The following is a 17,885-nucleotide window of genomic DNA, read 5'->3' on the forward strand; positions in this document are numbered from 1 at the left end:
GGGTTTATGCCGCGCCGGAAACTGGGTCGTGGTCCGGCGGCCCGTGCCGCCGATCCGGTAAAATGTGCTCTTACTCTGCCGCCACCTTGGCGGCGGCTTTCTTGCGGGCATGGGCCATCATCGCATCGCGCACCCATTTGCCCTCTTTCCAGGCCTCCTGGCGGGCGGTCAGCCGGTCGGTATTGCAGGGGCCGTTGCCCTTGAGCACGTCGAAGAATTCCTTCCAGTCGGGCTCGGCGAAATCGTAGTGCCCGCGCTCCTCGTTCCACTTGAGGGTCTCGTCGGGAACAGTCAGGCCAAGGTATTCGGCCTGTGGCACGGTCTGGTCGACGAATTTCTGGCGCAGCTCGTCGTTGGTGTTGATCTTGATCTTCCAGGCCATCGACTGAGCCGAGTGCACCGATTCCTTGTCCGAGGGACCGAACATCATCAGCGAGGGGAACCACAGCCGGTTCAGCGCGTCCTGCGCCATCCGTTTCTGCGCCTCGGTGCCCTGGGCCATCTTCATCATGATGTCATAGCCCTGCCGCTGGTGGAACGATTCCTCCTTGCAGATGCGGATCATCGCGCGGGAATAGGGCCCGTAGGATGTGCGCTGCAATGGCACCTGGTTCATGATCGCGGCACCATCGACCAGCCAGCCCACCGCGCCGATATCGGCCCAGTTGAGCGTCGGATAGTTGAAAATCGAGGAATACTTCATCTTGCCCGACAGCAGATCCTCGGTCAGCTCGTCGCGGGAAATGCCCAGCGTTTCGGCGGCGCAGTAGAGATACAGGCCGTGGCCCGCCTCGTCCTGCACCTTGGCCAGCAGGATCGCCTTGCGCTCCAGCGTCGGGGCGCGGGTGATCCAGTTGCCCTCGGGCAACTGGCCGTCGATTTCGGACTGCGCATGCTGACCAATCTGCCGGATCAGCGTGGCGCGATAATCGTCGGGCATCCAGTCCTTGGGCTCGACCTTTTCGTTCGCGTCCACATGCGCCTGGAACCTGCGTTCCTCCGGCGTCATCTCCTCGGGGGATTTGACACCGGTTCCGGCGCTCTTGATCATCTGTGCATACATCTGGGGTCTCCTCCCGGGTTACACGCGCTCAAGGATCAGGGCGGCGCCCTGTCCAACTCCGACGCACATGGTGCACAGCGCATAGCGCCCGCCCGTGCGTTTCAACTGATAGGCCGCCGTCAGCACCAGCCGCGCCCCCGACATGCCCAGCGGGTGACCGATGGCGATGGCACCGCCGTTCGGGTTCACATGCGCCGCGTCGTCGGCCACGCCCAGCTCGCGCAGGGTGGCAAGACCCTGGCTGGCAAAGGCCTCGTTCAACTCTATCACATCCATCTGCTCGATGGTGAGTCCCGCCCGCGCCAGCACCTTGCGGCTGGCGGGAACCGGCCCGATGCCCATCACGCGCGGCTCGACGCCGGCGGCGGCCATTGCCACCACGCGGGCCATCGGCGTCAGGCCGTTGCTGGCCGCCGTCGCCTCGTTGGCCAGCAGCAGCGCCGCCGCGCCGTCGTTGACGCCGCTGGCATTGCCGGCGGTCACGCTCAGGTCCGGGCCGTTGACGCCGCGCAGCTTGGCCAGTTGCTCTGCCCCGGTGCCGGGGCGGGGATGCTCGTCGGTATCGACGACAAGGGGATCGCCCTTGCGCTGCGGGATGGTGACCGGGGTGATCTCCTCGGCAAAGACGCCGGCCTCATGCGCGGCGGCCCAGCGGGCCTGGCTGCGGGCGGCGAATTCGTCCTGGTCCGCGCGGCTGATATTGTAATCGGCGGCGACATTGTCGGCTGTCTCGGGCATCGAATCGATGCCGTACTGCGCCTTCATCTTCGGATTGACGAACCGCCAGCCGATGGTGGTGTCATAGACCGCGTTGGCGCGGGTAAAGGCACTGGTCGCCTTGGGCATGACGAAGGGCGCGCGGCTCATGCTCTCGACCCCGCCGGCAATCGCCATGTCATAATCGCCCGCGCGGATCGCCCGGGCGGCCATGCCGACCGCGTCCATGCCGCTGGCGCAGAGCCGGTTGACAGTGGTGCCCGGCACGCCGACCGGCAGCCCGGCCAACAGGGCGGCCATGCGCGCGACGTTTCGGTTGTCCTCGCCGGCCTGGTTGGCATCGCCGTAGATCACGTCGTCGATGGCGGCCCAGTCGACCTGCGGGTTGCGTTCCATCAGCGCGGCGATCGGAATCGCGGCCAGGTCATCGGTGCGGACCTGGGACAGGGCCCCGCCATAGCGTCCGATCGGGGTGCGTTGTGCGTCGCAGATAAAGGCGTCCATACGTTCGGTTCTCCAGTCTTTCCGTTCTCAATAGGTGACCGATTGGTCGGGTAATACGGCCGGAGGTGATTCGGGGCAAGCGAAATGTAACGAAAAATGGCAAACGTCAAATTTTCCGTAACACAACGCGGATCTCCCCCTCCGGCTCCACATACCCAGTTCTGGGCAGTTCGGGCCAAGGGGACAAGTCGAAATGACTCTGCCCTGTGGGAGACGGTCCCGACCGGGCAGACTGTACAAAACGCCGTGAAAACTCCCCACTTCGGGCTGGCAGTCAGGGATTTGCGGTGGAATCAATGGGCCAGCCCCGCCGCCCGGGAAGGATCACCCATGCCCCACATCGCCCCCTTGCTGATCGCCGCCGCGCTGCTTCTCGGCGCGGCCGCCCCGCCCAGCGCCCAGGTCGCCGACAGTTTCGCGACGCTGCCCTATCTCGCCGAGACCGACCCCGACGCGGCGCTGGACGAGATCCTGCAACTGACCGCCCGGCACGACCCCGATCCGCGCGCGATCTACGACCTCTACCGCATGGCGGCCAGCTTGCTGATCGAGGGGGGCCAGGTCGAGGCGGCGGCCCAGGCGATTGCCAAACTGGCGGCCCTCGCGGCGCAGAACCGCGACAATCTGGGTCTGGACCCCTTGCCGGTTTATGCCGAAGCCGTGGCGCTGATGCGCGACACCGGGCAGGTGTCAGCAGCGCGCGACACGCTGGTTTCGATGTATGAGGAACAGCGCATCTCCGGTGACGGGCCGGAGGCTCTGACCCGCACGGCGCGCGACATCGCGGATCTGGCGCGGGCGCTGGGCGAGGCACCGCCCGCGCTCTCGGAACCGCGCGGGCCGAAAAATTTCCAAACGGTATCCGTGCTTTATGCCACGGATCGGGCGCCAAGCGGAGAGGCGGCAGCGCCGCTCTACTACAGCGCCGGTGGCGCTGCGCTGGCGTTCGGGGTCGCCGGCGTCTCTCTCCCCGTCCGGCCGGGGACGGCGGATTATTCAAAGCTGCGGGACCTGCGGACCGGGACCCAGGCGGCATGGCTTGCCGATCTGGATGCGACCGGCAAGCGGGGCGTTCTGCTCTATGTCCACGGGGCCGCCACACCGTTTGAGCAGGCCGCGCGCCGGGCGGCGCTGATCGCTCGCTCCCTGGGTGGGGTAGAGGTGCCGATCCTCTATTCCTGGCCGGCCTCGGCCTCGACGCTGGACTATATGGCCGACAGCGCCGCCACTCGCCGCAGCGCTCGTCACCTGGCCGGGGTGCTGGAGGCCCTCGCCGCACGCGAGGGCCAGCCGCGCCCGCATCTGCTGGCCCGCGGCATGGGGGCCCAGGTCCTGACCGACGCGCTGGAGCTGATCGCCGCGCGCCGGTCTCCGGGGGCGCCGCCACCTTTTGGCCAAGTGATCCTCGCCGGGCCGGACATGGATGCGGACCTGCTGCGCGACCTGCTGCCTGTCCTGCGCCCGATGGCGCAACGCATTACGCTCTATGCCTCTGAAATGGATGCACAAATGGCGCTGCCCCGCAGGCTCTACGGCCCCGCCTTGCGCGCCGGCTGGGGCGGCGAGGCCACGCTCGGCGCGGCGGGGGCGGACAGTATCGACCTGTCGCCGCTGCAGGCCGACATGCTTGCGGCCCCGGCGGTGCTGTCGGATATCGCGATGCTGCTGTGGAAGGATGCCGCGCCCGCACGCCGTTGCGGCCTGAGACCGGACGCGGGCGGCGCGAGTGACCCGCCGGTCTGGCGGCTTGCCGAGGGGATCTGTTCCGACCCGGCGCTGACCGGGCTGCTGGCCCGCCTGCGGCGGGACAATGTGCAAACGCGCGATCAGGCGCAGGCGGTGCTGAGTGCCACCGTGACCGATCCCGGGTTGCGCGACAGGCTGTTGCCGGTGTTGTTGCGCCTGTTGCGGCGCTAGCCGCCGGACAGACCGGGGCGACGCCGCCCCGGTTCTGGCTCAAGCGTTTGAGATTGCAGCCAAAGCCGCGATCAGATGCCGATGCGGTCGGCAAAGACATGGTAGACGATGCGCTCGCGCTCGATGCCGCGCTCGGCCAGTTCCGCGTCGCTCAGCGACTGCAGATGGCGGATTTCCTCCAGCCGCGAATTGGCGACAGCGACCCGCTCCATCCACGCCATCAGGCCGTGACCGATCGCGGTCAGCGGACGAAGAATGGAAAACCCGGCAGTCGGTTGTGTTGAAATATGTGCCATTTGGACCCTCTTGATTTGTCGTTCGTTTCGGCCCCCCGTGCCCTCATATTTGGTCAACAATGCTGCCATGAGTAGGGGGAAACTCTACATATCCGGTTTGCGCTTGCTGCAATGCAGCGTTCCCATAACGCTCGAAAAATCATCAATAAATAAGCCCCGCCAATCGGGCGGGGCCATTGAGTCCGGGATGAAATGTGGGTTAGCGCCAGTAATCCTCATGGGCGACAAAGCCCGCGATCTGGCCCCGGCGCAACCCGCGTTCGGCAAGCTCTTCGTCGCTCAGTTCCGAGAGCGCGAAGATCTGGCGGCTGCGCGACAGGCTGTCCCCCAGCGCGCCGAACAGGCTGGCGAAGGGCAGGGCGAGGCGCGGCAGCGGCGCCGGAACGGGTGTGGTGGTATAGGCCATCTGGACGATCCTGCGGTTTTGTACGTTTTTTCGGTTCCTTTCTACATATGCTGCAGGTGCAGCATCGGCCAGAGTGCGCCGCGCACTGCAGCTATGCGCCGGGCGCAACGCCCCGCACCGGTGACGAGAAAACCGCGGCGCGCATGCCGCGGCATCACCTTCGGCGCGTGACGAGGCGAGGGCCGGTCGCGAATTGCGCGCAGGTGCCGCGCCGATTAACCTGCCCTCGACGGGACAGGGAGGCAGCATGGCCGGGCAGACGGAACAGGTTCTCAACGCGGTGCTGGCCGAGATCGACGCAGGCGGGCTGAACCCCGGCGACGTGCTGCAAGAGACATCTCTGATGGCGGCGCACGGGGTGTCGCGCACGCCGGTGCGCGAGGCGTTCATCCAGTTGGAGGCAGCGGGGCTGATCAGGCGGCTGCCGCGCAAGGGGGCGGTGCTGTTCAAGCCGACGCTGGAGGAGTTCCTGGCCATCCTCGAGGTGCATGCCAAGCTGGAGGGGCAGGCCGCCGGGCTGGCGGCGCGGCGAATGTCGTCGCCGCAGACGCAGGCGCTGGAACAGGCTGTTCTGGCCTGCGAGGCGCATGCGGCGAACAAGGGCGACGGTGATCCGGCGGGCTATTACCAGTTGAACCTGCGGTTCCACGAGGCGGTGGCATTGGGCGCCGGCAACCCGTTCCTGGTCGAGATGATCAAGACCAACGCGCGCAAGCTGATGGCCTACTACCGGGCGCGCTATCGCTATCCCGGCTCGATCGCCACATCGGCGCGCGAACACCGCGAGATCGCAACGCTGATCGCCGATCACCGGCGCGAGGCAGCCGAGGCAGCGATGATCGCCCATGTGCAGTTCGATCAGGTCACGGTGATGGACCTGCTGGCGGCGCTCGGCTGATCGGCCACACGCTGCACCCGGCGCGGTCGTGGGTCAGCTCCGGGCGGCCTGTTCGAAGAAGCGCGCGACGCTTTCGGCGAAGGCGGCGCGGTCGGCCGGTTCGGTGAGTGAGGCGCGGGCACGCGCGGCCAGGTCGGGCCCCAGGTCTCCGACCATTTTCTCGGTCAGGGCGGCGATGAACGCGGGCGTCATCTCCGGGTGGTGCTGCGTGGTATAGACGGTCTGGCCGATGGCGAAGCCCGAGACCGGGCAGCCCTCGGACCGGCTGAGGGGCACGGCGCCCTCGGGCAGGGCGGTGACCTGTTCGGTGTGGCTGCCGTAGAGGCCGACCGCATCCGGCAGGTCGCGGGCCCAATTTGGGCGGGCCAGCGTTTCGTTGCGGATCAACCCGTGCACCGAGCCGCCGGGGTTGTGCCCGACCGCACCACCAAGCGCCAACGCGATCGCCTGATGACCGAAACAGGCACCGAAGAGCGGCAACCGCGCGGCATGCATCGCGCGGATCAGTTCCAGCAGCTGCTCGGTCCACGCGGCGCCGGATCGCACCGAGGCCGGGCTGCCGGTGATCATCGCGCCGTCGAAGCGGGAGAGGTTTTCTGGAAACGCCCCGTCCTTCACCGCAAAGACCTCCACGGTCCAGTCTGGCCGCACCATGTGGATCAGATCGGCGAATTTCTCGCCGTCCTTCGGGTGGTGTGCGGAAAATGCGCTTTCATCCGTGTTCGTCATCAGGATTGCGAGGTGCATGACTGGTTCCGCGAGTTTTATGTTTACATATTTACGGGTCCTTTTAATATACACATGTTAATTGCCACAGGAAAGCCCTCATGACCATCTGGACGCCGACGGACGACGGCTATGCCGACCTGACCAGCCACGACACATTCGAGCGCGGAGCGCCACACAACACTTTTGCCCGGCTCAGGCGCGAGGACCCGCTGCACTGGACCGAATATGCGGGTGGACAGGATTTCTGGTCGGTGACCCGGCAGGCCGACATCGCGGCGATGAACAAGAACACCGCCGTATTCTCATCGGCGCGCGGCATCCGGATGGAGGATCAGAGCTACGAGGAATACCTCGCCCGCCGGACATTCCAGGAGACCGACCCGCCGGAACACAGCCAGACGCGGATGCTGCTGATGCGGGCGTTTTCGCGCACGGTGATGGCGCAGTACGAAGAGGATATCCGCGCGCTCTGCGACGAAATCCTCGACGTGGCGCTGGCAAAGGGCACTTTTGATGCCACCAAGGACATTGCGCGGCAATTGCCGATGCGGATGCTGGGCCGGGTGCTGGGCCTGCCCGAGGCGGATCTGCCCTGGCTGGTGGAAAAGGGCGACGCGCTGATTGCCAACACCGATCCCGATTTCACCAGTCATGTGCTCGACAAGATGGACACCGACGAGTTCCGCATGATGCCCTTCAACTCGCCCGCCGGGGCCGAGCTTTACGGTTATGCAAAGGAGTTGATGGCGGCCAAGGAGACCTCGGGCGATACCGAAGGCGTTCTGCACCTGATCCGCCAGCCGGCCAAGGACGGCTCGGTGATTTCCGAGACCGAGTTTCGCAATTTCTTCTGCCTGCTGGTGGCGGCCGGTAACGATACCACCCGCTATTCCATCGCCGCCGGGATTCAGGCGATGTGCCATCAGCCCGAGCTGCTGGGCCAGATGCAGCAGGGTGGCGACATCTGGGAGACCGCGCCGGACGAGGTCATCCGCTGGGCGACCCCCGCGCTCTATTTCCGGCGCACCGCGCTTGCCGATTACGAGATGCACGGCAAGACCATCAGGGCGGGCGACAAGGTGCTCTACTGGTTCTCCTCGGCCAACCGGGATGAGGCGGTGTTCGACGATCCGTTCCGCGTCGATCTGTTTCGCACCCCCAACCGTCATATGAGTTTCGGCCAGGGCGGGCCGCATGTCTGCCTGGGCATGTGGCTGGCGCGGCTGGAGGTAAGGGTGCTGTTCCAGGAGCTTGCCAAGCGGCTGAAATCCATCGAACCTGCAGGCCCGCACAAGTTTCTGCGGTCCAATTTCGTCGGCGGCATCAAGGAGCTGCCCGTCACCGTGATACCGGCCTGAGGAGAAACCGATGAAAGACCGCCTGCGCGCCCTCTACTGCGATCACCTCAGCATCATGCGCGGCAAGATGCTGCCCAATCACAAGATCGGCGATGACAGCACGCGGTTCTGCCGCTCGACCTTCGGGGTGCATTATGACCGCGATCTGCTGAACGCGCCGGGCGCGATGACCTATCAGGGGCTGCCGGACATGGAGCTGAAATGGCGCCATGACGATATTCGCCAGGGCTGGGATCCGCATACACAGATCGTGCTGGGCGATCTTTACGATGATGCCGGCGAACCGCTCGGCCTGTGCCCGCGCGGGGCGTTGAAACGCGCGGTCGCCGCATGGGAGGCGCACGGGTTGCGGCCCAAGGTCGGGATCGAGTTGGAGGCCTTTGCACTTCAGGCTGATGAAAACGGCCGGTTGGAGCCCTATGACACCCCCGGCGCGGTGGTCTACGGCACCGGCCCCTTTGCCGATCCGCTGCGCTTCAACGACCGGATCTGGGAAATGGCCGAGGAACTGGGCTTTTCGCTCGACATGATCACGGCGGAATACGACGCGCCGCAGTTCGAATACACGCTGACCTTCGACGACGCGGTCAAGGCGGTGGACGATATCGTGCTGTTCCGCCTGATGGCGCGCGAGATCGCGCTGGAATACGGCATCATCCTGACCTTCATGCCAAAGCCGATCGCAGAGGCCGGCGGATCGGGGATGCATATCAACTTCTCCTTCATCGACGAGAGCGGCGGCAACGCGCTGTCCTCGGGGCCAAAGGGCGGGCCGGAGCATATGAACGACCTGGCGCGCGGTTGCCTGGCCGGGCTTTTGCACCACCACAAGGGGCTGGCCGGGCTGATCGCGCCCTCCGCCAATTCCTACATGCGGCTGCAACCCGGATCGCTGTCGGGGTTCTGGCGCAACTGGGGCGGCGATCATCGCAACGTCACCACGCGGATCTCCTCCGAGGGCGGCGCCAAGGCGCGGCTGGAGCATCGAACGGCGGATGCCAGCGCCAACCCCTATACTGCGGTGGCCGCCGTGCTGCACGCGGCGCGGCTGGGGGTCGAGACCGGCTATGCGCTGCCGCCGATTGAGACCGGCGACGGTTTCGAGAAGACAGATGCGAAAGAGGGCACCGCGACCGATCTCAGGGGCGCGATGGACGCACTGGAAAAGGACACCGTGCTGGCCGGGGCGGTGGGCGCGGACCTGGTGGCGAACCATGTCTTCATGAAGCGCAAGGAGGTGCAGAAGACCCGCGACCTCGAAGGCGAGGCGCTGCGCGATTTCTACGTTTACTTCATCTGAGGGACTGCCGATGCATGTAACCTGGAAACTGCCCGGAGGCGGCGCGATAGAGGCGGACGTGGACCCCGGCCTGACCCTGATGGAGGCGGCGGTTGCCAATGACGTGCCCGATGTCATCGGCGAATGCGGCGGCTGCCTGAGCTGCGCCACCTGCCATGTCTACGTGGATGAAGGCTGGCGCGACAAGGTGGGCGGTCCGGGCGAGACCGAGGAGGTGATGCTCGACATGGTGGCGGGGGAGCGCACCGCGGCAAGCCGGTTGAGCTGCCAGATCGAGGCCTCGGAGGCGCTGGACGGGCTGGTCCTGATCGTGCCCGAGGTTTGAGGCGCCGGGGGTGTCGAACGCGGCGCATCTTTGATCCGATGCAGAGGGTTTTCTGAATCCTGTCGGTAATCCGGGCCATGCAATATCGGCCCAACGGTCAGGATTTTCTGACCCGGGCGGGACCTTCGAGTAATGGTGTACGAAGAGCCGCTGAGCAGGACAAAGTTATCGACCAGCATAACCGCTTTCGGTATCAAGCTGATTACAGGCTCTTCGTTTGCACTGCGACCAGCAATCTCTTTCATCAATGGAGGTGTCCACCAAACCTGGTCTCACTTTAGTCCGGATGCCGGATGCAGACGAATTTCCTCTAACAAGCCCAGCAATAGATTGTTTACAGTTCGCGCCTCTGGGTTGTTTCTGGAGAACCCCATCGCCAGATCATGAAGAACTTGATCCAATTCTCTCCAACTAACTGCGCTAATGGCAAGGTCGTCCAGTACGCTGGACGCCGTAGCCTCCATTTCCAATAAAGGCGCGACAACGCTTTGCTTCGACTCTGCGAGAATTCGAGCTAGTTGGTGCGAGCCAACGTTTGCGGTTTCGAAAGGGAATGCATCTTTCAGCAATTTCTCAGGTTCTGGCGCGATGTAGACGAGGTGTACAGGTTTGCGTCCCGAGTTTTGTTCTCGTTCAAGGGTCAGTGCCAACAAATACTTGGCCAATTGATCCATTGAGGTCTTAGCGTCAAACTTCAACTCAACTGCAATAGTCCAATTGTTGCCGACAAAAAAACTGTCCGGTTGGCTGATGTCGTAGAGCTTCGGGAAGCCAAATTCTAAACCCAACTCCCGACCATAGCCTTTCAATCTGTCTTGGTGGCTTTCGCGGAGCAATTGGCAAAAGATCTGGTTAATGATCTCACCATCCAAAATACCGAAAGTCAGCTCGAAGATATGATTGAATGTTTCTTCGTGATGCCGAACGAGTTTCGAGAATTCCTTTCCGGTTGTGACGCGCCGATAAAGAGGGCCGTTGGGATTGGTCATTTCTTTGGGAACTGAAACTCTGTCACCGCTTACTTCCCAGTACTTCTTCGAAATCGACTTTAGACCCAGGTACTTCGGCGTCCAATATAGCTGCTCAACTGCGTCCCAGTACTTATTGGTCCAACTCATGCGACCCCCCTTTTGCAAAAGTAGCTAGCCTGATTAGATGGCGGAAATCAATCGCAGTTAATTCTTGCTGGGTTGCGCAACGTCCTACGGTTTCGTGCTACAGCTACTGAGACGGTGTTTCCGCCACTCTACAAAGCGCCATCCGCATCCATGATGGCACCCGTTTGGGCTCATTCCGGTCCTTCTCTGCACCAGGCACGAACGGCGGTTTTTCCATTATATGCGATCTGGGTCAGCGATCTGACAAGAAAGCCTGTTTTGCCTGGCGGCTGACATCGGGAGTGATGCAAAGCGGACTCGTTTGCGGGCAATGCGGCGCCGGGGCCCGGGCCCGCGCTTGCTTTCGGCGGGCGGTGGCAACAGGATGTGGGGCAAAGCACACAATGCGGGGCCCACCGTGAACGAGCAGACAGAACTTCCCGAGATCGCCGCCGAGTGCCACGGCGTGAAGGTTCCCGCCTCGCCCTTTCTGCATGAAAAGCGGATCGCGCGGATCAACGCGGCGCAATACGAGGGGCAGGAGATGGCCGGTGCGCTGCATGTGGTGCGCCCCGATGACGTGGTACTGGAGATCGGCGCTGGCATCGGACTGGTCGGCGCGGTGATCGCGGCCAATGCGAAACCGCGCGCGGTGCATTCGTTTGAGGCCAACCCCGAGCTGATCCCCGCGATCGAGGCGCTTTACGCCGCCAACGGTCTGGACAACATCTCGGTGCGCAACGCGGTTCTGGTCAGCGCGCCGGACCGGCCCGAGACGATGACCTTTCACCTGCACAACAGCTATCTCGGCTCCTCCCTGATCGCGCCGAAAGGCCGCAAGAGCCGGGCGGTCGAGGTGCCGACGGAGAGCCTGTCAGAGGTTTACGCGGCGCTGAAGCCCACGGTTCTGGTGATGGATATCGAGGGCGGCGAGCTGGACCTGCTGCGCCATGCGGACCTGTCGGGGTTCCGCGCGGTGGTACTGGAATTTCACCCCAAGGCCTATGGCCCCGACGGCATGCGCGAATGCAAGAGCATCCTGCGCGCCTCTGGCATCGAACGGATCGCCGGGAAATCGGTGCGCACCGTCTGGACCTGCGCACGCCCCGACTAGCCACGCCCCGACTGATCTTGCCTCAGTGAATGCGTCCGCCCCCCAGAGCGGCGCTGAGCGTGTCGCTGGGGGTCTGTCCGAACCGGGCCCGGTAGACCTGTGAGAACCGGCCAAGGTGGGTGAACCCCCAGGCCATCGCGATTGCGGTCACCGTATCGCCGGGCCGCGCCCGCAGCAGCGCCTCGCGCACCCTGTCCAGCCGCCGGTCGCGCAGAAAGCTCAGCGGCGTGGTGCCGCGAAATTGCCGGAATGCCATCTGCAGGCTGCGCGCGGTGGTGTCGGCGACGCGGGCGATCTCCTCGACCGTCAGCGGCTGGTCGAGCCGCGCCTCGATATACTCCTCGGCGATGCGCAGCTTGTGCGGCGCGGCCGAGCCGGCAGGGCGGTCGAGAAAGCCCGAATAGTTGTTGTCCAGCGCCTCGATCAGCCCGGTCATCAGGGTGCTTTCGATCTGGCGGTTCATCAACCCGCGCTGGCCGAAGGTCGATCGCCCGGCGTCGATCTCGTCCACCAGGTGCAGCACGAACTGCCGCAGCGCGGTGCCGGGTCCCCGCCGCAGGTCGAGCGGGCCGTGGAAGTTCAGCGGGCGGTCCATCTGCGCCCCGAGCAGGTCGCACAGCAGCTCCTGCATCGCGGCGCGGTCGATCTGCACCAGCAGTTGCCGGGTGCCCCCGGTCCAGGTCATCGCGGTGGACTTGTGCGGGTTCAGCACCGCCGCCGCATCCGGGTCGGAGTCGTAGCGGTCCGTTCCGTTGGCGATCCGGGCGCCGCCGCTCAGCGGGATCTGCATCAGGTAGAACCCGCCCAGTTCGCCCGGCTCGATCCGGGTCTGCGCGCCGTACTCCATGTAGTTGAGCGACAGCCGCTCGCCCCGGATATGGTTGTGGCAGGCATCGACCGGTCCGCGCCCCACGGTTTCCAGCCGGTGCGGGCAATACACCCGCGCCACCCGGTCACGGGTTTCGTCCAGATCCCGGCTGCGAAACAGCTGATGCGCCGAAAGCGGCGCGTGGCTTGCCGTTGTGCCCATCGTCCTCTCCCCATGCATCCCCGGCAGGAGAATTGCGGGATGCTAGCAGGCGGATCGTCGCGGCGTCAAAAAAATTCGTTTTCCGGATAGGTGCCGCGCCCGGCGGATAGCGGCGCGGCAGGCGTGCGGGCAGATTTATTTCAAGCCTAAAACAAAACAGGGAGACTGACATGCGAGGACTCGACGGCAAGGTCGCCATCATCCCCGGCGGCGCGACCAAGATCGGGGCGGCGGTGGTCAAGGCGTTTCGCGATGCGGGCACAAGGGTCATGGTGGCCGACATCAACGCCGAGGCGGGCCGCGCGCTCGAGGGCGACGGTGTGGCGTTCTGTGAGGCGAACATCCGCGACGACGATCAGGTCGCGGCGCTGGTCAAGGCCACCAGGGACGAATTCGGGCGGATCGACTTTCTGGTCAACGTCGCCTGCACCTATCTCGACAACGGCATCGATTCCACCCGCGCCGAATGGCTCGAGGCGCTGGACGTGAACCTCGTCGGCTCGGTCATGCTGATGCAGGCCGCGCGCGCGGATCTCGCGGCCAACAAGGGCGCGATCGTCAACTTCGGCTCGATCTCGGCGCGGGTGGCGCAGACCGGGCGCTGGCTCTATCCCGTCTCCAAGGCGGCGATCCTGCAACTGACCCGCAACCAGGCGATGGATCTCGCGCCCGAGGGCATTCGCGTCAACGCCGTCTCGCCCGGCTGGACCTGGTCCAACATCATGGACGAGCTGACCGGCGGCAACCGCGAAAAGACCGACAGCGTCGCGGCCCCCTTCCACCTGATGGGGCGCGTCGGCGATCCGGAGGAGGTGGCGAACGCCGTCCTGTTCCTCTGTTCGGACGAGGCCGGTTTCATCACCGGCACCGATATCCGCGTCGATGGCGGATACACCGCCATGGGGCCGGAACAGGCCAAGCCCGCCATTCCGCTGCTGATGGACTAGGTCAGGCCGGAACAACCAAGAAAATACCAACACGGGAGAAACACGGAAATGCGCAAATTCACAATCGTCGGCGGCGGCCAGTCCGGCCTGCAACTGGGCCTGGGACTGCTGAAAGCGGGGCACAAGGTCCGCGTGGTGCAGAACCGCACCGCGGAAGAGATTGAAAAGGGCAAGGTGCTGTCCAGCCAGTGCATGTTCGGCGCCTCGATCCAGCATGAACGCGATCTCGGCATCGACTTCTGGACCGACACTTGCCCGCCGGTTCAGGGCATCAACTTTTCGGTGCCGCACCCGGAACAGGCAGGCGCCAAGGCGATCGACTGGACCGGGCGGCTGGACCGCAACGCCTATTCGGTGGACCAGCGGGTGAAAATGCCGCGCTGGCTGGCCGAATTCGAGAAACTGGGCGGAGACCTGGTGATCGCCGATGCCGGCATCGACGAGCTGGAGCAATATGCGGCCGAGGACGATCTGGTGATCGTCGCCTCGGGCAAGGGCGAGATCGGCCGGCTGTTCGAACGTGACGCCGAAAAATCCCCCTATGACAAGCCGCAGCGCGCGCTGGCGCTGACCTATGTAACCGGCATGACACCGCGCCCCGAGCATTCGGCGGTGTGCTTCAACCTGATCCCCGGCGTGGGCGAATACTTCGTCTTCCCGGCGCTGACCACCACCGGCCCCTGCGAGATCATGGTGTTCGAGGGCGTCCCCGGCGGCCCGATGGATTGCTGGGGCGATGTCACCTCGCCCGAGCAGCATCTGGCAAAGTCGAAATGGATCCTCGACACCTTCCTGCCGTGGGAGGCCGAGCGCTGCCGCGATCTTGAACTGACCGACGACAACGGCATTCTGGCGGGACGTTTTCCCCCGACGGTGCGCAAGCCCGTCGCGACGCTGCCCTCGGGGCGACAGGTGCTGGGGCTGGGTGACACCGTCTGCCTCAACGATCCGATCACCGGACAGGGGTCCAACAACGCGGCCAAGGCGGCGGCGGTCTATCTCAAGCGCATTCTCGACCGCGAGGACCGGGTCTTTGACGCGGATTGGATGCAGGGCACCTTCGATGCCTATTGGGACTATGCCCAGTGGGTGGTTCAATGGACCAACATGATGCTGATGCCGCCGCCCGACTTCGTGCTGGAGATCATGGGCACCGCCTGTGTCGAACCGCGCCTGGCGCACCGGATGGCCAACGGCTTTGACGACCCGCGCGACTTCTTCCCGTGGTTCGCCGATCCGGATGCGGCGGCGGCCTACCTGCAGGATCTCAGGGCGGCCTGAGATGGGTATGGGGATCTCACCTGACGTTTTTCGGGACGCGATGCGTCGGTTCCCCGGGGTGGTGACGCTGGTCACCACCCGCCACGGGGCGGAGCGGCGCGGCATAACCGCGACGGCGGTCTGTTCGGTCACCGCCGATCCGCCCAGCCTGCTGGTCTGCCTGAACAAGGCCACCGGCACCTGCGCGGCGGTGGCGGAAACCGGGCATTTCAACGTCAACCTGCTGGGGCAGGCGGCCGAGGACCTGGCGCTGCGCTTTGCCGGTGCGGGCGGCGTCACCGGCGAGGAGAAGTTCGGCGAAGGGGACTGGCGCGCGGATGACAAGGGGCTGCCCTATCTGGCCGACGCGCTGATGAGCATGTCGCTGGACGTGACCGAGCGGACCGAGGCAGGCAGCCATGTTGTCTATATCGGCCAGATCCGTTCCGTGCGCTTCGGCGAGGGCGAGCCGCTGCTTTATGAACAATCGGCCTTCCGGGCGCTGGCGCGGATGGAGGGGTAGGGTCGCATCTGTCCGATGGTTCCAGACGACGCCCGGCGCTTTGGCGTCGGGCGTTTTGTTTCCAGCGCCAAGAACGCCCGAATAGCGCCGAAGGCGCCGGGCAAGCGTCTGCCCGTCCCGTCGCACCACAGGTGCGCCACCATCATCGGCACGCCTTTGGCGTGACGGGCTGGGGCTTTGGCAATGCCGCGCTCCGTTCACAAAGAGGATGTATTGGGCTGCCATAAAGTGCGCCCCTCATCTGGTGTTGGCGCCACCCCACGGGCAGACGCTCGCCCGTGTTTCCGAGTTCGCCAGTCACGACGCGAAAGAGGAAAGCCCACCGGAATCGACGGGCTTTCCTTAAAAGTACGGGCAAAAGGTGACTTCGCCGATGGTCCTTTGAACGCCCTCAGGCGAAGCTCTTCACCGTCAGGATCGCACCGTCCAGCGCCGCGCCCTTCTCGTCCATGAGCGCGGCCTCGCGCAGCCGGGCGACCCACTCGGCGCCGTCCTCGCGGTGGCGGACCAGCTCGGCGGCCTCCATCACCCGGTCGAACTTCGACAGGCTGCGGGCATGGGTGTCGGAATACCCCTTCACCAGCCGCCGGCAGCGCACCAGTTCCACCGCAACGGCGTAATTCTGCGCCACTGCGCCCTTCACCTTGTCCAGCCAGCGCGTCAGGTGCTCCTGCTCGTAGCTGTGGCGCAGGGTGCGGCGGCGATAGCCGCACAACCCGCCAAGCACGTAGAGCATCAGGAAATTGCCCAGCCGGTGGGTGCGCACCCGACGCCCCTTGTTGAACCAGCGGTCGAGCCGCGCCATCGCCTTCGGGTTGGCCTCGACCCTTGCGCCCATCGTGGCGGGCAGCATGCCGGCGATCTCCTCGGCGCGGGGGTGCATGAATTCGGTCAGCGCCACAGGGCGGTCGCCGGCGCCCATCTCCTCCTGGATGCGCGCAAAGCGGGCGCCGCGCGTCTTCAGGTCCGCCACCCGGATCACGTCGTCATAGGCCATGGCATTGGCGATGTGTTTCGCCGCCTCTGCCGTCAACGCGTAACCGTGGCCCTCCGCGTCCAGCGCGGCGATCTCTTCCAGCCGGTCGAGGTACTCGGCGCCATAGGCGACGTCCTGAAACTTCACCACCTTGCGCAACCCGTGTTGCGCCATCTCCTGCGCCGGGGCGGGCAGGGCGGCGACGCGGACACTCAGCGCCTCCCATTTCCTCATCAGCCGTGCGGGCCCCTGCGGCGCCGGCATCGCGGCGGCGGCTTTGGGCTGTGCCACCTCCGCCGGATCGACGGCGGCGTTCTGTGCCCGGTCAAAGGCGGCGCCAAAGGCGCGCAGCGAGGCCTCGACCCCCTTGCCCGAGGCGCGGATCGCCTCCTCGAAGGCCGCGCGCGGGAAGGGCAGCGCGCCGGACCCGGCCAGCGCCCCGAACAGCGACGACGAGATCACTGATCCGTTGGCAATGGCGAGCTTGTCCATGTCGAACATGATCAGCTTGTCGGCGGCCACCTCGGCCGCCGCGCGTACCTCCTCGGACGAGGCGATGCCGTCGCCCGGCACCATCTTTTCCGACACCGCAAGCGCCCGGTGGGTCGAGGCGATCAGCGTGGTGCGGTCCGGGGTGACAAAGCCGCGCAGGATGGCGCGCCCGGCCTCCATCATCTCGGCCGCGATCATCACGTCCACATCGCCTGCGGCAGGGGCGAGGGAAAAGACCGGAGCCACCTCTCCCATCGGGGCCATCTCGATATAATAGATCGTCGCGCCGGTCCGCTGCGCCACCCCCGCGACCGAGGTCGCCTGGCAGGCATAGCCCTGCGACCGGGCGACGCTTTCGATCCAGTTGGTCAGCACCCCGCCGCCCTGGCCGCCCACGGCCAGCACGGCGAGCTTGATGACGGTGGTCAGTTTCTCGTCGGGCTGGCGCGGCGCCAGGGCTTGCTGGATGGTCATCAGACGGTCTCCGGGAATTCAAGGCGTTTGGCGGCGCGGCGGCTTTGCAGCCAGCGGATCACGCCGCTCGAAACACCCTGCCACCGTTTTTCGAACCCGGTGGCGTTGTGCACCACGTCGGCGCGGTAGAAGCTGGGGCAGAGCACGGCGGCATCGGCCACCTCGCCGCAGTTGCCGCAGCCGACACAGGACTGGTCGATATGCGCGATCGGATCGTCGCGCAGCGGATCGTCCAGTTTCTTCAGCGACAGCGACGGGCAGCCCGACAACCGGATACAGGCGTGGTCGCCGGTGCAGATGTCCTCGTCGACGCCAAAGCGCGGCACCTCCATCCGCTGACCGTCCTTGATCGCCTTGTTGCGCAGCGGTTTCTCGCGGCGCTGGCGGTTCAGCATGCATTCGGACGAGGCGACGATAACCTTCGGTCCCGGCACATCGGTGGTCAGCGCCTCGTGCAGG

17 protein-coding genes and 1 pseudogene are annotated in these 17,885 nt (G+C 65.2%); 9 read left to right on the forward strand and 9 right to left on the reverse strand.

The features are described from left to right. Window positions 1–70: 70 nt before the first annotated feature. Window positions 71–1,063 carry a 1,2-phenylacetyl-CoA epoxidase subunit PaaA gene (gene paaA / locus P1U75_RS18735; RefSeq protein ID WP_300246023.1) on the reverse strand — a complete coding sequence of 331 codons (993 nt, stop codon included), beginning with the start codon at window positions 1,061–1,063 and terminating at the stop codon, window positions 71–73. An 18-nt stretch (window positions 1,064–1,081) separates the two neighbouring features. Next, a complete protein-coding gene (gene pcaF / locus P1U75_RS18740; RefSeq protein ID WP_300246025.1) occupies window positions 1,082–2,284 on the reverse strand; it encodes a 3-oxoadipyl-CoA thiolase in 1,203 nt (400 codons plus the stop codon). 330 nt (window positions 2,285–2,614) lie between these two features. On the opposite strand from pcaF, the gene P1U75_RS18745 reads away from it, so the two are divergent. Next, entirely contained in the window at window positions 2,615–4,201 is a 1,587-nt protein-coding gene (locus P1U75_RS18745) for an alpha/beta hydrolase (protein ID WP_300246027.1), read from the forward strand. A 71-nt stretch (window positions 4,202–4,272) separates the two neighbouring features. Here the strand turns inward: P1U75_RS18745 and P1U75_RS18750 are convergent, their stop codons facing one another. Both P1U75_RS18750 and P1U75_RS18755 read right to left on the reverse strand, forming a co-directional pair. Further along, on the reverse strand, window positions 4,273–4,497 hold the full coding sequence (locus tag P1U75_RS18750; RefSeq protein WP_300246030.1) for a hypothetical protein: 225 nt from the start codon (window positions 4,495–4,497) through the stop codon (window positions 4,273–4,275). A gap of 199 nt (window positions 4,498–4,696) precedes the next feature. Next, window positions 4,697–4,903, reverse strand: a complete 207-nt coding sequence (locus tag P1U75_RS18755; protein WP_300246032.1) for a DUF1127 domain-containing protein — start codon at window positions 4,901–4,903, stop codon at window positions 4,697–4,699. 247 nt (window positions 4,904–5,150) lie between these two features. On the opposite strand from P1U75_RS18755, the gene P1U75_RS18760 reads away from it, so the two are divergent. Continuing rightward, window positions 5,151–5,801, forward strand: coding sequence for a GntR family transcriptional regulator (locus tag P1U75_RS18760; RefSeq protein ID WP_300246034.1), 651 nt, complete (start codon window positions 5,151–5,153; stop codon window positions 5,799–5,801). Between the two features lie 33 nt (window positions 5,802–5,834). Here the strand turns inward: P1U75_RS18760 and P1U75_RS18765 are convergent, their stop codons facing one another. Beyond that, the gene (locus P1U75_RS18765) at window positions 5,835–6,548 is read right to left on the reverse strand and encodes a type 1 glutamine amidotransferase (protein WP_300246036.1); all 714 of its coding nucleotides are present in this window, start codon (window positions 6,546–6,548) and stop codon (window positions 5,835–5,837) included. Window positions 6,549–6,628: 80 nt separating this feature from the next. On the opposite strand from P1U75_RS18765, the gene P1U75_RS18770 reads away from it, so the two are divergent. The 3 genes from P1U75_RS18770 to P1U75_RS18780 are packed head-to-tail and all read left to right on the forward strand — an operon-like array spanning window position 6,629 to window position 9,513. Continuing rightward, window positions 6,629–7,888, forward strand: coding sequence for a cytochrome P450 (locus P1U75_RS18770; protein WP_300246038.1), 1,260 nt, complete (start codon window positions 6,629–6,631; stop codon window positions 7,886–7,888). A gap of 10 nt (window positions 7,889–7,898) precedes the next feature. Further along, window positions 7,899–9,188, forward strand: a complete 1,290-nt coding sequence (locus P1U75_RS18775) for a glutamine synthetase family protein (RefSeq protein WP_300246041.1) — start codon at window positions 7,899–7,901, stop codon at window positions 9,186–9,188. 10 nt (window positions 9,189–9,198) lie between these two features. Beyond that, window positions 9,199–9,513 (forward strand): 2Fe-2S iron-sulfur cluster-binding protein, encoded by a 315-nt coding sequence (locus P1U75_RS18780; protein WP_300246043.1) that lies wholly within the window; start codon window positions 9,199–9,201, stop codon window positions 9,511–9,513. A 272-nt stretch (window positions 9,514–9,785) separates the two neighbouring features. Here the strand turns inward: P1U75_RS18780 and P1U75_RS18785 are convergent, their stop codons facing one another. Further along, window positions 9,786–10,631 (reverse strand): hypothetical protein, encoded by an 846-nt coding sequence (locus P1U75_RS18785; protein WP_300246045.1) that lies wholly within the window; start codon window positions 10,629–10,631, stop codon window positions 9,786–9,788. Window positions 10,632–11,028: 397 nt separating this feature from the next. Between P1U75_RS18785 and P1U75_RS18790 the strand changes: the two genes are divergently transcribed. Beyond that, window positions 11,029–11,724 (forward strand): FkbM family methyltransferase, encoded by a 696-nt coding sequence (locus P1U75_RS18790; RefSeq protein ID WP_300246048.1) that lies wholly within the window; start codon window positions 11,029–11,031, stop codon window positions 11,722–11,724. 22 nt (window positions 11,725–11,746) lie between these two features. Here P1U75_RS18790 and P1U75_RS18795 read toward each other — a convergent pair whose 3' ends face one another. Continuing rightward, on the reverse strand, window positions 11,747–12,754 hold the full coding sequence (locus P1U75_RS18795; RefSeq protein ID WP_300246050.1) for an AraC family transcriptional regulator: 1,008 nt from the start codon (window positions 12,752–12,754) through the stop codon (window positions 11,747–11,749). A gap of 170 nt (window positions 12,755–12,924) precedes the next feature. Between P1U75_RS18795 and P1U75_RS18800 the strand changes: the two genes are divergently transcribed. Genes P1U75_RS18800 through P1U75_RS18810 form a run of 3 tightly spaced genes read left to right on the forward strand, consistent with a single transcriptional unit; the run spans window position 12,925 to window position 15,484 of the window. Continuing rightward, window positions 12,925–13,701, forward strand: a complete 777-nt coding sequence (locus P1U75_RS18800; protein WP_300246053.1) for an SDR family oxidoreductase — start codon at window positions 12,925–12,927, stop codon at window positions 13,699–13,701. Between the two features lie 48 nt (window positions 13,702–13,749). Then, window positions 13,750–14,982, forward strand: coding sequence for a styrene monooxygenase/indole monooxygenase family protein (locus P1U75_RS18805; protein WP_300246056.1), 1,233 nt, complete (start codon window positions 13,750–13,752; stop codon window positions 14,980–14,982). Window positions 14,983–15,022: 40 nt separating this feature from the next. Then, complete coding sequence (locus tag P1U75_RS18810; RefSeq protein ID WP_300246058.1) at window positions 15,023–15,484, forward strand: flavin reductase family protein; 462 nt, start codon at window positions 15,023–15,025, stop codon at window positions 15,482–15,484. Window positions 15,485–15,875: 391 nt separating this feature from the next. Here the strand turns inward: P1U75_RS18810 and P1U75_RS18815 are convergent, their stop codons facing one another. Both P1U75_RS18815 and P1U75_RS18820 read right to left on the reverse strand, forming a co-directional pair. Beyond that, entirely contained in the window at window positions 15,876–17,426 is a 1,551-nt protein-coding gene (locus tag P1U75_RS18815; protein WP_300246059.1) for an indolepyruvate oxidoreductase subunit beta family protein, read from the reverse strand. Beyond that, window positions 17,426–17,885 (reverse strand): annotated as a pseudogene (locus tag P1U75_RS18820) (indolepyruvate ferredoxin oxidoreductase); the annotation flags it as partial. The pseudogene P1U75_RS18820 and the gene P1U75_RS18815, both read right to left, overlap by 1 nt.

It is taken from the genome of Antarcticimicrobium sp., assembly GCF_029212575.1.
Lineage (GTDB): Bacteria > Pseudomonadota > Alphaproteobacteria > Rhodobacterales > Rhodobacteraceae > Antarcticimicrobium.